Raw genomic sequence first — 14,990 nt, 5'->3', positions numbered from 1 at the left:
CGCCAGCGTTCAATCTGAGCCATGATCAAACTCTTCAATTAAAAGTTTTTTGTTTGAAGTAAACTTCAAACCATGCTCAATGAATTCTGATTTTGATATCTTTCGATATCGAATTGACTATGAAGTCACTCAGTTACATTTGAGACTCTAAATTTGTTTGCTCCACTTAGTAAACTAAGCTTCGCTGTTAGAACTCAATCTGTACGAGTGCCCACACAGATGATTGCTTTATATTGTTAAAGAACGTTTGAGATACTTTTGCGTCTCAAGGGCTGTGCATTCTACGCAAGCCGTTATTTTTGTCAACACTTAATTTTGAGAAAAGTTTATTTTTTCAAAACTCAGTCTTACTTGACTCAACCAACTCGTCGTTTTGCTTTTTTGTAAGCAGTCCGCCGTGTCGGTGGATGCGCATTATAGGGAGATCCGAATTGAGATCAACTGTTTTTTGAAGTTTTTATGAAAAAAATGACTGTTCGCGCAAAATACGAACGAAACGGGTAAAAATAGCACTAAAAAAGGCCCCGAAGGGCCTTTTAACGTTATTTTACTATGAGCTTCCAACCTACTTTTGCTTGTAGCTTGGACTCTAGTTGCAGCTCACTGGCCATTAATGGGTGATATTTTAACCAATCACCATCAAATGTCAGTGTAAGGGTGTTTTCATTAACACTGAGATCAATCGCTGGTAGTACATCATCTTGGCGACGCATTGATAAGATCACAGCGATCCGCACAACTCTTGTTAAGCATTCTGCGAGTACTTGATGACAGCCCAAGTGAGCAAAACTGTTTTTAACAAGATCAGCGCGATGCTCACTAGCAACAGCAGTAATCAGTTTATGCTCAGATTGCGAGAATCCTGGCATATCTGTGTTTTCTATAATGTAAGCCGTGTGCTTATGATAAAGCTTATACTCTATGAGTAAGCCTATCTCGTGCAATTTTGCTACTGTCCTTAGCAATGCAATTGCATTTTCATCGATCGATTGCCATTGCCCCATCACGCTTTTAGCCAACTGCTCCGCAAGTTGCGCAACACGACAAGCCTGTTTTTGATCTACATGATAGCGATTCATTAAACCATCAACTGTACGTTTGCGGATGTCGTGGTTATGAAGCTCTGGCACCATGCTATATAAAACACCTTCACGCAATGCACCGCGCGCAAGACCCATTTGTTTTATATCTAGCGATTGAAACAAGGCGATTAATATAGCGAGGCCAGAAACAAACACTAGGCGGCGCTCTTCACTCAAGCCAGCAAGCTCAAGATCAGCAATCGTTTCAAATTGCACTGATTGCTCTTTAATAGCGAGAAGTTTATCAAGCGTTAAAAGCTCATCTTGGTTTTGTGCAACCATGATTTCTTGGATCGCTTGCACTGTGCCTGACGCACCGCTCGCAATTTGCCATCCGGTTGCTTGGTATTCATCGACAATTTCTGCAACCACTTCACTTGCAGCTTTAATTGCAGCAGCAAAGTTTTCGTTACTGAGCTTTTGATCTTTGAAGTAGCGTTCTAGGAAGGTAACACAGCCCATGTGTAGACTTTTATAATGCAGTGCATCAAAACCCTGACCGATAACAACTTCGGTACTGGCTCCGCCAATATCGATAACCAGTTGTTTACCGCTACAAGCAGAGGTGTGCGCCACGCCTTTATAGATTGTCTTAGCTTCTAGTTCACCGCTGATAACATTGATTTTATGACCAAGGATCTGTTCAGCTTTATGCTTGAATACATCAGCATTAGTAGCAAGACGTAAAGTTGCGGTCGCAACAATTGTGATGTTTTTCTTTGGTATGTCTTGTAGACGTTCAGCAAACAAGGCTAGGCATTCCCAACCTCGTTGCATGGCTTCAGTGCTAAGGACGTTGTTTTCATCAAGCCCTGCAGCAAGCCTTACTTTACGTTTTACTCGACCGATCGTTTGCAGACCGCCAGCAATCGATTTAGCGATCAGCATATGAAAACTATTTGATCCTAAGTCGATTACTGCATACACATTTTTTTGCGGTTGAAGTTGCCCCACCGTTCAAAAACCTCTAGTTACTACTAAGTCTTCAATAACGGTCGTTTATCACGACCGCGATTTCTGGTAACTATTATTTGGTCGACGTCCGTTGTTATTACGATTACGTGGGCCTGTAGAATAGTTCCGCTTTTTCTGAATAGTAGGCTTAGTTAAATCATCAAGCAATGCACTTTTATCATAATGTGATAATGGAATGCTGTGTTCTATATATTGCTCAATTTCGTGGAGATTATAGGCATACTGTTCACAGGCAAAGCTAATAGCGTGTCCTGATGCACCTGCACGTCCTGTACGACCAATACGGTGTACATAATCTTCACAATCATCTGGCAAATCAAAATTAAATACATGACTTACTTCTGGGATATGCAAACCACGAGCTGCAACGTCTGTTGCTACTAAAAAGTCTAGATCGCCTTTGGTAAATTGAGCCAAAATTGATTGACGCTTTTTCTGGTTTACATCACCGGTTAATAAACCAACTCGGTGACCATCGGCTTTCATCCATGCATAAACATTCTCACAACTGTGTTTCGTATTTGCAAACACAATCGCTTTATCTGGCCATTCTTCTTCAATTAAAGTTAACAGTAACTTAATTTTGTCATCTTGCGATGGATGGAATAGCTCTTCTTGAATACGCTTACCTGTTTTTACATCAGGCTCGACTTGTACGTGCTCAGGGTTAGTCATATGTTCAAACGCTAATTCCTGCACACGATATGACAAGGTTGCAGAGAATAATAGGTTTAATCGCTCAGACGTTTCTGGCATACGTCTAAACATATAACGAATATCTTTTATAAAGCCTAAATCGAACATACGATCTGCTTCATCAAGCACTACAACCTCGATTTCATTGAGGGTATAACAGCCCTGCTTGTATAAATCGATAAGGCGTCCAGTAGTCCCAATTAAAATATCAACGCCTTTTTCTAGTTGTGCACGTTGTTTTTCGTAATCTTCGCCACCATATACTAATCCTAAGTTAAGATTACAGTGTGGCGCTAAAATTTTTGCATCTTTGTGTATCTGAATCGCCAGCTCCCTTGTTGGGGCCATGATCAGGGCTCTTGGATGTTTACTAGATGCTTTGCTAGATTGTAATAACCGATGGCACGTGGCGGTTAAAAACGCCAACGTTTTGCCCGTACCTGTTTGTGCTTGGCCCGCAATATCGCGGCCTTCACAAATAAAAGGTAGGCATTTTGCTTGAATGGGTGTGCAATATTCAAACCCATTTTCGGTTAAACCGGCAACCACTTCCGGTGCGATAGCAAAGTCTGAAAACTTTTTATCGGTCAAATGTGTCTTAGTCATAGCGTTTAAGCATAACGTTTAAACTTGCAATAAGAAACAAGAGTGTTTAAATACGCATTAAATATTTCGCCTAACTAATCGGAGATCGCAATGAGCGAGAAAATTATTCAATTAACTGACGATAGCTTTGAAGCTGACGTACTACAATCAGACAAACCTGTACTTGTTGATTTTTGGGCTGAATGGTGCGGACCTTGTAAAATGATCGCCCCTATTCTTGACGAAGTAGCTGGCGAGTTTGATGGCCGAGTTACCGTTGGTAAACTTAACATCGACCAGAATGCAGGCACACCACCAAAGTTCGGTATCCGTGGTATCCCTACATTACTTCTTTTCAAAGATGGCCAAGTTGCAGCAACTAAAGTTGGTGCTCTTTCTAAGACTCAATTAGTAGAGTTTTTAGAAAACAACATCTAATGAAAATATAAAAAAAGGGCTTTTTGCCCTTTTTTTAGCTTTATTTTGTTTAAAGACTGGACGCCTTGCTAGTGACCTGCTAGTTTATAAAGCCAACTAATCCTTAGTTATACCAACAAACCTCACTCATGTATCAAACGATGATTTTGAGTATGACAATTGTAATAAAGAACCCACCAATATGCATTTACGCGAATTAAAAGACAAGTCTATAAAAGAGCTTGTAAACTTAGCTGAGTCCATGGGGCTCGAAAACGTAGCCCGTTTAAGAAAACAAGACATCATTTTCGCCATCCTTAAAGCGCACGCTAAAAGCGGTGAAAACATCTATGGCGGCGGTGTACTAGAGATCTTACAAGATGGTTTTGGTTTCTTAAGATCATCAGAAGCATCTTACTTAGCCGGCCCAGATGATATTTATGTATCACCGAGTCAAATCCGTCGATTCAGCATGCGTACTGGTGACTCAATTTCAGGCCTTATTCGTCCACCTAAAGACGGCGAACGTTACTTCGCACTATTAAAAGTAAATGAAGTAAACTTCGACAAACCTGAAAACTCTCGCACAAAAATCCTATTCGAAAACCTTACCCCACTACACGCAAACGAACGTTTACGTATGGAGCGTGGTAACGGTAGCACTGAAGACATCACAGCACGTGTACTTGATTTAGCATCACCAATTGGTAAAGGTCAACGTGCGCTTATCGTTGCTCCGCCGAAAGCGGGTAAAACCATGCTACTGCAAAACATTGCGCAATCGATCAGCTACAACCAGCCTGATTGTGAACTGATGGTTCTTCTTATCGACGAACGTCCAGAGGAAGTTACAGAGATGCAGCGCCTTGTAAAAGGTGAAGTAGTTGCCTCAACGTTCGATGAACCAGCGAGTCGTCACGTTCAAGTTGCCGAGATGGTAATTGAAAAAGCAAAACGCCTTGTTGAGCATAAAAAAGACGTGGTTATCTTACTTGATTCAATCACACGTCTTGCTCGTGCCTACAATACGGTGATCCCATCATCAGGTAAGGTATTAACCGGTGGTGTTGATGCAAACGCATTACACAAACCAAAGCGTTTCTTTGGTGCAGCTCGTAACGTAGAAGAAGGCGGTAGCTTAACAATTATCGCAACGGCTCTTATCGATACTGGTTCGAAGATGGACGAAGTTATCTACGAAGAGTTCAAAGGTACAGGTAACATGGAATTACACTTAAATCGTAAGATTGCCGAAAAGCGTGTATTCCCAGCGATTGACTTTAACCGCTCAGGTACGCGTCGCGAAGAGTTACTTACTAAACCTGATGAACTACAAAAGATGTGGATCTTACGTAAGATCGTTCATGAGATGTCAGAAATTGACGCCATGGAATTCTTAATTGATAAGCTTTCGATGAGCAAAACCAATGATGAATTCTTTGACTCAATGAAACGACAGTAACGATTACTAAGTTTTTAAAAAATGCCTGTTTAATACAGGCATTTTTTTTGCCTAAAACTAAGCACATAACACTTTAAAAGTTATACTTTTTCAGAATAAGTTTATTGGTATTTGAAGAATAATTGTTCTATAAATGATTAGATATAAAGGTAAGGATCCTCTATGTCGCATTTAAAAATTGCAATTATTCTATTTGTAGTTAGCTTAATTGGCAGTATTACCAGCTTTATCATTTTCAACTCATCTATGAAAGAAATAGTCATTTTTGGCTTAGTTTCAGTCATTCCTTGGTCGCTATTAATCATTTATCTACATAAAGATAATGACAAACAAAAGGACTACCTTAAATATTTTGTATCTTGTATAACAACGAAAGATGGCATCGACTTCACTTTTCGGTTTAATGAAAGTGACAGCCAATTACCTGAGGTCTGTCACGCTTTAAATGCAAGTCTAACCATGGTCGAGCATTTACTTAGTGAAGTTTCAGCTTCATCTGCGCGGCTTCTTCCTATGGCAGATGCTCTGCGAGACACCTATGCCTCAATGACTCAGAAAGCCACAATACAAAATGCACATGGAATTGATTTAGCCAATACAATAAATCGAACGATTGAAGTGTCAAGAAAGCTTGATCATAGCTTGAAAGAAATCTTTCAATCGGTTTTGGCTGCGACAGAATCAGTTCAACAAACTCGTTCTGATTCAGATAAAAGCCAAGCAAGCCTTATTAAACTTGCTGATAATATAAATCTCACAAGCGAACAAATTTTATTACTTAAACAAGACAGTGATGCCATAGGCTCAATTATTGATGTAATAAATGGCATCGCAGATCAAACCAACCTCTTGGCATTAAACGCGGCAATTGAAGCAGCCCGCGCTGGTGAGCAAGGTCGAGGCTTTGCAGTTGTCGCAGATGAAGTAAGAAACTTAGCTGCACGAACGAGTAAATCGACCCAAGAAGTGCGTGAAATGGTAGCTAAAATTCAACACAGCACCAAACTTGCAAATCAACTGATGCAAACAGCTCTCAAGGAAGCTGAAAATACAGTACAGTTATCTGATGCAACGACAAAAGAAACAAATAAAATAGAGCAGGCTATGTTAGCTATCAGCAACTACTCAGAGGGCGTTCATGAGCAAGTCGCAATACAAAGTACTATGTCTGACGAAGCCCAGGCTAGTATTGATTCAATGGTAGAATTAAACTCAGACGCACTTTCAAGTTCGCAAATTCAAGCTGTGTCCAGTAAGGATTTAGTTAGCTTAGCTCACGCTATAGATGACAAACTGTCTTTGTTTCATATTGCTCACCCAGATATCGATACTAATCAGCGTATAAATCGCGATCGTATCCAAACTAGCGACTCTTCTAAAAATCATCAAGATGGAGAGATTGAGTTATTTTGACTTACAGCAGCACAATGTAGCTGCTCAAGCAACTGAGCAACTAGGCTAGTTAAGTCTGATAATTTTTGCTGTTTTAGTGCAGACTCAAGCGCCATTGCACTCACTGCCACCTCATCTAACGCAAACATTTTTGCAGCACCACCAATGCGGTGCGCATCCTGCTGCAAATCGAAGTATTTATCAGCAGCAAAGTGTTGTTGTATTAAGGCGCTTTCGTGCTCGAAACTTGCAATAAAACTAGCGACTAAGTCGCTCATATCATGCTGAGACTTAATTGTAACGGCGTCCTTCTTACAATGCTTAGCAAGTTGCGTGTAAAACACCTTTTTATCAATTGGCTTAGCAAGATAACCTGTAAATCCCGCTTGAAGATAACCGTCGATTTCGTGACTAATAGCATTAGCCGTTAACGCATATACAGGCTGTGTAAACCCACATTCATGTAATAGTTTAAGCGCACTTAAACCATCAAGCACTGGCATCTGAATATCAAGCAACACGACATCGGGAAACTCCTTTAAACACTGCTCAACGGCTTGCTCACCATTTTCTACAGCAATCACCTCAAGTCCCATAGATTCTAAATAGCGAGAAATTAAACGGCGGTTATCTGGATGATCTTCAGCTAGCAGCACTTTGCCAGATAAGCCATTGGCAGCATGTTGTTCGAGTTTTGCAGGCTCAATGATGTCAGAGCTTGGTATATACTCTTTACAAGGTAAGTAAAATGAGAACACGCTACCTTGGTTCAGCTCACTTTCAACACTTATATAACCACCCATCATCATTGCAAGCTGTTGCGATAAACTTAATCCAAGTCCAGTACCACCGAAACGGCGACTAATACTATTGTCACCTTGGCTAAAGCAGTCAAATATTTGCTTCAGTTGCTCGGCATTCATGCCAATACCAGTGTCGGTAACATAAAACCACACACCTTGCTCAACACGCGAAACCTTTAACTCGACTTCGCCTTGGTTTGTAAACTTAATTGCATTTGCACACAGGTTAATAAGGATTTGTTTAATGCGGGTAAAGTCGAGCAAGCTATAATATTGCTCACCAAGTTCATTATGAAATGCAAAGTTCAACCCTTTATCTTTAGCCTGACCACTAAGCATAGAATGGACATCTGTAAGCAACCGAACTAAATCCCCCTCTTTTAGGCTAAGCTCTAGCTTGTTAGCTTCAATTTTACTGATATCTAGCACGTCATTTATTAGCTCTTTTAAATGATCACTTTGTTTTTGGATAACAGCAAGTTCATCATTTAAGTGCTCTGGTTTATAATAACCATTAATTAAATTATCTGTTTGCCCTAAAATTGCAGTTAGCGGCGTACGAATTTCGTGACTAATATTTGCTAAAAATTGACTCTTTATTTCGTTAGCTCTGCGCAATTTTTCTGCTGTTTCTTCAAGTTCTTTTGTTCGTTTTGCCACCATTAAAGAAAGCTGCTCTTTAGCGCCTTTTTCAATACTACGACGGTATACAGTAATACCTGTTACCACCAGCATAACGAATAAGATGAATAGCATAATGCCCAACTGTCGTTGTTTGGACATTTCGAGATCTTGTACTTGTTGACGTTGCTTTAGTTCGATTATTTCTTGATTGAGCTGAGTTGCTTGTATCTGGCTTTGTAACTCTCCCATCGACTTTAATAATTTGGCATTTTGAACAGAGTTAAATGAACGAACAAACTTATCAAAATTCGCAACGGCTGTAGCAAAATCACCTTGACCTGCTTTAATTAAAGCCATCATTCCCATACCATCTTGAACACGTAAATCGTCTTTGTACTCCTTTGCCATCTGTACTGAAGTAGTTAAAGTGGATTCAGCTTTTGTTAATTTATTCTGTAACAATTCAATTTTTGCTTGTGACAACACGCCGGCCAACTCTAAGGCTTTGTTGTCAATTTTTTTTGCAAACTCAATTGCTTTTTCGGCATGGCTTAAGGCAAGCTCTAAATCACCCGTGCGCAAATAAACATTAGCAATGTTGCCATGGCGAGAAGACAAGAAATAGGCGTTATTTGTTTCTTGATAATAGCGCAAAGCACGCTGATAATAATGCAAAGAGAGTTGATACTGCCCAAGCTCAGAATAAGCTACCCCCATATTTCCATAGGATTGAGCGACACCATCCATATCACCTAAACTTTGGAATATATTTAATGTTTCTCTGTACATTTCAAGAGCAACTTCGTAACTTGAAAGTCGAATATATATTCCGGCAATGTTATGCAAAATATCAGCTTTATCTTGCTCACTACCATGTTGCTCATAAATATCTTTGGCCTGTTTGTAGTAATTTAAAGCTTGATTCAAATTAAACATATCAAAATAAGCGAGACCAATATTGCTCATTAAATTGGCTTTAGCTAGTGGGTCAGGCATTTTTTCAGCAAAAGGTATCGCTTTTAAGTACGCTATTAGCGCCTGTTGCATCAAACCTTGATAATAGTAGGTCACTCCTTGCATTTTTATTGCACGAAAGAAACGCTCCGGATTGGTATCAAATGATGTAGATAACTCAACTTTTTGGTAATTTTCAATTGCTTTAGAAAATAAGTCTTTCTCTAATGCTAAATCGGCTAATTGCATATAAACATCAAGAGTTTGCTCATTACTCAGTGAACCTTGTGAAATTAACTGTAACCCTAGTTGATGCTTATCTTCCCACTGTTCTTGTTGTGTGAATTGCTCAAATAATGAATTTGCAGCCAAATTGAAGGGCATAACGAAAAAACAGCAAAAAAACGCTGAACAAAGTATGCTTAAACGTGTAGGTGCGAGCATATATTTAATATCCCTAATCTTATACTTGGCTTTTTATGCTAATTTTATAATGCTAAATATTTATCTCAGAGCAACTTTGTAGTTTCAATTGTTTAGCTGTGATAGCGTACACACATTTAGATTACACCAAAGTCAGGCTTGCGAACAATGGTTAACCCACTGATTGATGAGATTTTTTACCTCCTTTTGGAACAGCCTGTTTGGAAGGTTCATACGCTTGCCAGCGCACTTAGTGAATCTGGAAAAATAGAATCATTAGACGCAGACCCACAAAAAGATCTGTTTAAACGCAACTTTTTAGTTATGAATGGCTTGTATCAACTGCAAGCACAACTTGCGCCAGAGCAACAGCTAGAGATTGCCTCTTTACATATTGAACTTATTAGTAAGCAAACAAGTAACGCATTAGAAAGTCATGACCCGCTACGGGGTTATTATTTAGATTGGCAAAACTTTGATACAACAAGCGATGAAATTGATGCGTTGTTAACTGATTTTTGGCAGCGCTTTTCTTCATTTAGCACAAAGAAGGGGATTCACTCATTACCTCAGCAGCAGCTAATACAATTACAACAGGCGTGGCAGCTACCTACTGATTTTTCGGAAAAACAGTTACAAAAGCGTTGGCGACAACTGGCGCTAAAACACCACCCAGACCGCCAAGGCTGTGCAATTGAGTTTAAGAGAATACAACTCGAATATGAGCAACTTAAAGCTAGCTGCTCATAATTAACCAGATTACCGACTCAAACGTCGCGCACGGATCTTGCGCTTTTTAATATTACCTTCGGTCAATTTGCGTAATGCAGGTTTTGCAGCTGCTCGCTCAACAGCAATAAAGGCCACATTATCAAGTACGTTAATTTTACCTACCTGATGACCGGCAATTCCCTCTTTACCAGTTAATGCACCTAAAATATCACCGGCACGAATTTTTTGCTTCTTGCCAGCATCAATCATAATTGTCGCCATGGTTGGCTTATAAGCAGGCTTTTCGAGCAAGCTAAATGGCGGAATTGGTTCAGGGTCAAAGTCGCGCTCATAGTGGTCGCCAATTTGTGCCACTTTAAATTGCTCTGCTTCACCATAAATAGAACATGCAATACCCTTTTTACCTGCTCGACCAGTACGACCAACACGGTGTACATGGGTTTGAGGGTCATGCGCGAGGTGGTAGTTCACTACCATGTCCATATCGTTGATATCTAAGCCACGCGCAGCAACATCCGTTGCAACCAGAATACAGGCACTTTTATTAGCAAAGCGAATTAAAGTGCGCTCACGTTCACGTTGATCTAAATCACCGTGTAAGGCAACCGCACTAAACCCTTCAGCATAAAGGTCATCACAAATCTGTTGAGTTTCAACCTTGGTGTTACAAAAAACCACACAGCTTTCTGGCTGGAACTTTAATAACAACAGCTTCAATGTATTAAAGCGCTGTTTATTATTATCTAGTTTATAAAAGTATTGCTTTATGGTGCTTTTTGTTTGCTCTTCTTCAACCTTAATCATTTCTGGATTGCTAAGCACTCGCTCAGCTATCGCAGCAATTGATTTTGGATAAGTCGCACTAAACAATAATGTTTGGCGTTGATTTGGAATACTCTCAACAATAGCATCAAGGGTATCTTGGAAACCCATATCTAGCATTTGATCAGCTTCATCTAACACCAAGGTTTCAACATCATTTAAGCGCAATGTGCCTTTGCGAATATGGTCATCAACACGACCTGGCGTGCCAACAATGATATGCGCACCATGCTCTAATGAGCCAATTTGTGGACCAATAGACACACCGCCACATAAGGTTAAAACTTTAATGTTATGAATACCACGGGCTAGCTTACGAACTTCTTCCGCTACCTGCTCTGCTAATTCTCGGGTTGGACATAAAATGAGAGACTGAATACGAAAGCGTTTCACATTTAACTTAGCCAGCACACCTAGACTAAATGCAGCCGTTTTACCCGACCCGGTTTTAGCTTGGGCAATAATATCTTTGCCTTGCAAGATCACTGGCAAGCTTTGCGCTTGCACAGGCGTCATTTGCGTATAACCTAAAGTTGATAAGTTATCGGTTAACTCTTGCGGCAAAGCCAAAGATGAAAAAGCAGTAGCGGTCACAGTAATATTCCAAACTTGATAATTGAGGGACATCCTCGAAGATGCTGTGGATCATAGCAGAGAATGTGCTGTTTCTCTAAACGAAAACATTGTTCAGCATATTTAATTCATATTTGCTTACAGTTTGGTGCTTTCTAACTCTCTGCATTTGTTCTAGTTTATTGATAGCAATATTCAGGAAGAAACGATGCTTCTATTTAATACCGCACCCGCTGATGTTTTTTATAAAAAACAAAAAACGTGTCCACATTGCCATAGTGAACATTATTCTTTAAGCAATCACAGTAAAGTTTTGCGCTTTACTATTTTGCCCATCATGCCACTTTCTATTAATTATCAAAGACAATGTGATGACTGTGGCTATGTTACTCCTGCACCTTGGTATTCATTGCCCGCCTTAGAGTTAGCGTCGTTTATAAAGTACTTTATTGGCCTATTCATCATCGTTTACCTATTAGTAAAAGCATTAATCGGGGCGAATGAACAAACTGAGAACGAGCAAACTTACCTAAACGAGCCAAAGTTGTTTGATACCTATTTTGTATATTCGGATAAATTTACTGGCAAACCAAAACGTATTAACAACCTAAAAGTAGCTCAGCTCGTTGAGTTGGATGACAAGAACATGACTTTTAGAGTTGCTAACTACACTTACAAGTACAATAAAGACATCGAGATTGCGATGCGAACCAGCATGCTAGTTCAAGATGATTACTTTTCTAGTAAAACCCTGACTTTCAGTAAATCACAAATACAGCAGCTTTATGATGAAGGCAGCATATATAAGATTATGCGACCTGAGCTTTATAGTTTATTTGGTGGTTTTGTTATGCACCCGCCTAGACCTAAGCCTTTATATACGGGCGTTAAGCTCGATAAGCATAATCAGGAGGGGATCACTTACTTCAAAGATGGCTTATACGAGGAAGCGTTGAAAAGTTTTACCCTGTCTGCGGAAGATGGTTATTCATGGGGGCAATTAAACTTGGGTCAGATGTATCGCGATGGCCAAGGGACAAATGTGAATAACGAAAAAGCAGCTTACTGGCTCAACAAAGCCACCTTACAAGGGAATCCTAAAGCAAAGGTTGAGCTCGCAGAGCTATGCTTGAGTTACGATTGTAGTAAGTTGAATACTCAATAATCTGTTACCCATAAATATCACGCAGAAGAAACCAGCCTAATAATATGACTCTCGCTATTTACTTTAATTTTGTTATGTTATAACATTTTTGTATAGCGCAGTATTTATATTACTTTGTTGGTTTTATAAATGCTTATTAGCAATAACAGAGTCACTCTCCTGCTCTGTTTTAAATTGCAACTAGGCTTCATTGCTTAATGAACGAATCATCTTTTGAGTTTGTACAACTTAAAGGAAGACCTTGCACACTAGCACGCTTACGTTCCCGTGCTAAATCCTTGCCGGCGAGCTTGCTCGCCGGCACTTTTCTTTTAAAGCTTTAAATGTTCATCTAAGAAAGCCAATACTTTTTTATAGTAAAGAGTGCGGTGCTCTTCTTTATAAAAACCGTGGCCTTCATCATCTAATAGCTCATAAATATAGGGATGATTCTCTTTTTTAAAAGCCGAAATTAAAGACTCAGCTTGCTCGATAGGCGCCCTTCGATCTTCCCCACCATGAAAAATTAATACTGGAGCTTTTAACTTTTCTATATTGTAGCTTGGTGAAAAACGCTTTAGTTGCTCTTCATCCTCGCCTAATACCACTTTTAGAAAACGTTGCCCGCTATCACGCTCAGATACATCTCCCTCATCAAACATGAGTGGTAAATCATATACACCTACAACTCCAATCGCACACTGGAACATATCAGGTTCCAAGATCGCACTTTGTAACGCGGAATATCCACCAAAGCTGGCCCCCATAATGCAAATGTTACCTTTATCAGCAATACCGCTTGAAATAAGATATTTTACACCATCTATAATATCGTATTGTATTTCCTGTCCCCACTTGCGATGGCCAGCACGTTCAAAATTTCGTCCAAAGCCACCTGAGCCACGAAAGTTAACCTTTAGTACAGCAATTCCTCTACTCGCAAGAAGCTGAGCTGTTGAGTCATATCCCCACCAATCTCTTGGACCATGAGGACCCCCATGCGGCATTACTACTAATGGTAAGTTTTTTTCTTCAGCATTATTTGGAATAGTTAAGTAACCGTAGATAGCTAGTCCATCACGTGCTGTAAAATTGATAGGCTTTGTAATCGCCATTTGACTAGGTTTAATCCAACTTCTGGATGAGAATAGAAAACCGAGATTATTAGTTTTAGCATCAAATAAGTAATAACTGCCAGGATTAGTGTCACTTGAGGCAAAAATGACGCTCTTATCACCATTTACGGTACTGCTAACTAATTGAACCTGCTGACCCTCAAGCACTTTTAAAAGAGCCTTCAATTGCTGGCTTTTCTTAGTGTTATTATCTATAAAAGAATAGGTTGGGTAGCCTAACTCATGCTCGACAGCAAAAAGTTCTTTTGATACTTCATCCACCCACACCTGCTTTGGTGAAACACTTTTTTCTTTATGGATTAGATCAAATTGTTTAGTTTTAAGATTTAACTTATAAAGCCCTTTAGCTTCTCCGTTAACAGAAGCCGTCACATAAGCAGATTCATCCGTGCTATCAAAAGCATGCAACCCAACATCACTATACGTAATATCCTTTAAATTGAGCTCTTCCCACTCACCACCAGATTTAGGGCGGATATATATTTTTGGATTAATATAGTCATCAGTCGAGGCGGATACTCTTACGTTGCCTTCATGATCAGTCAGAAAACTAGCCATTCTTGAAGGTGAACGTGTGATCTTTTTTCTTGTCCCTCGATAGACATCTACTTCATACACAATCGTGTGAGGCTCTTTGGCAGCTGTCCATGGTATGGTTAAAACCAACATTTTACGCTTATTTTCTACCAATGGGTCAAGCACATAAGAGGTCCCTAATACAGGAGTTGCCTTTTTAATTCTCGTCCCAGTTTGCCTTTCACCTTGATAACCAACCAAATACTCCCCTTGACTGCCGTCTGCGTTTACACCAAACAACTCACCATGGTATTCAGGATGATCTTTCCAACCCTTGAGATACTCTTTAGCCAATACAATACGCTCTTCATTCACCCAGTAATAGTTGCCGACTTGAGCATTTTTTGGAAAGTTTATCGCATGCAATACCTTAAATGTATCAGTATCCAAAATCATTAAAGAATTCTTGCCGTTAGGCTGCGTCATTACGGCTAGGTATTTACCAGTAGGTGAAATCTTCACACTTCCAAACTCGCTAGCTTTACTGAAGGTTTCAATTGGTAAAGGTTTTGGTTTTGCATTACTAATAAAGCTAGTAAGCAAACAAGATATAATTATGATTAATCTAGACATAAAATTCCCTTTTAAATTTAG

The 14,990-nt window shown here is 39.7% G+C and carries 10 protein-coding genes; 5 read left to right on the top strand and 5 right to left on the bottom strand.

The features are described from left to right. Positions 1–542: 542 nt before the first annotated feature. Complete coding sequence (gppA, locus tag AOG27_RS19590) at positions 543–2,036, bottom strand: guanosine-5'-triphosphate,3'-diphosphate diphosphatase (protein WP_054554681.1); 1,494 nt, start codon at positions 2,034–2,036, stop codon at positions 543–545. A gap of 48 nt (positions 2,037–2,084) precedes the next feature. Then, the gene (gene rhlB / locus AOG27_RS19585; protein ID WP_054554680.1) at positions 2,085–3,359 is read right to left on the bottom strand and encodes an ATP-dependent RNA helicase RhlB; all 1,275 of its coding nucleotides are present in this window, start codon (positions 3,357–3,359) and stop codon (positions 2,085–2,087) included. Positions 3,360–3,449: 90 nt separating this feature from the next. Here rhlB and trxA point away from each other — a divergent pair, with 90 nt between their 5' ends. The 3 genes from trxA (at position 3,450) to AOG27_RS21815 (ending at position 6,630) form a co-directional block, all read left to right on the top strand. Beyond that, positions 3,450–3,776, top strand: coding sequence for a thioredoxin TrxA (gene trxA / locus AOG27_RS19580; RefSeq protein ID WP_054554679.1), 327 nt, complete (start codon positions 3,450–3,452; stop codon positions 3,774–3,776). A 181-nt stretch (positions 3,777–3,957) separates the two neighbouring features. Then, on the top strand, positions 3,958–5,217 hold the full coding sequence (gene rho / locus AOG27_RS19575) for a transcription termination factor Rho (RefSeq protein ID WP_054554678.1): 1,260 nt from the start codon (positions 3,958–3,960) through the stop codon (positions 5,215–5,217). A gap of 162 nt (positions 5,218–5,379) precedes the next feature. Next, positions 5,380–6,630 carry a methyl-accepting chemotaxis protein gene (locus AOG27_RS21815; RefSeq protein ID WP_054554677.1) on the top strand — a complete coding sequence of 417 codons (1,251 nt, stop codon included), beginning with the start codon at positions 5,380–5,382 and terminating at the stop codon, positions 6,628–6,630. Here the strand turns inward: AOG27_RS21815 and AOG27_RS19565 are convergent. After that, positions 6,603–9,362, bottom strand: a complete 2,760-nt coding sequence (locus tag AOG27_RS19565) for a tetratricopeptide repeat protein (RefSeq protein WP_228482683.1) — start codon at positions 9,360–9,362, stop codon at positions 6,603–6,605. The genes AOG27_RS21815 and AOG27_RS19565 overlap by 28 nt on opposite strands. A gap of 219 nt (positions 9,363–9,581) precedes the next feature. Here AOG27_RS19565 and AOG27_RS19560 point away from each other — a divergent pair, with 219 nt between their 5' ends. After that, positions 9,582–10,163, top strand: coding sequence for a DNA-J related domain-containing protein (locus AOG27_RS19560; RefSeq protein ID WP_054554676.1), 582 nt, complete (start codon positions 9,582–9,584; stop codon positions 10,161–10,163). 9 nt (positions 10,164–10,172) lie between these two features. Here the strand turns inward: AOG27_RS19560 and dbpA are convergent, their stop codons facing one another. Further along, on the bottom strand, positions 10,173–11,561 hold the full coding sequence (gene dbpA, locus AOG27_RS19555) for an ATP-dependent RNA helicase DbpA (protein WP_054554675.1): 1,389 nt from the start codon (positions 11,559–11,561) through the stop codon (positions 10,173–10,175). Between the two features lie 187 nt (positions 11,562–11,748). On the opposite strand from dbpA, the gene AOG27_RS19550 reads away from it, so the two are divergent. Next, on the top strand, positions 11,749–12,705 hold the full coding sequence (locus AOG27_RS19550; protein ID WP_054554674.1) for a tetratricopeptide repeat protein: 957 nt from the start codon (positions 11,749–11,751) through the stop codon (positions 12,703–12,705). A gap of 311 nt (positions 12,706–13,016) precedes the next feature. On the opposite strand, the gene AOG27_RS19545 is transcribed toward AOG27_RS19550, so the two are convergent. Continuing rightward, positions 13,017–14,969: an alpha/beta hydrolase family protein gene (locus AOG27_RS19545; RefSeq protein WP_054554673.1), complete on the bottom strand. Its 1,953-nt coding sequence runs from the start codon at positions 14,967–14,969 to the stop codon at positions 13,017–13,019. Positions 14,970–14,990: the final 21 nt, after the last annotated feature.

Origin of the sequence: Pseudoalteromonas lipolytica (assembly GCF_001306915.1) — a bacterium.
Classification (GTDB): Bacteria; Pseudomonadota; Gammaproteobacteria; order Enterobacterales; family Alteromonadaceae; genus Pseudoalteromonas; species Pseudoalteromonas simplex.
Note: the sequence above shows the minus strand (reverse complement) of the source record. Positions and strands in the feature narration are given on the sequence as shown.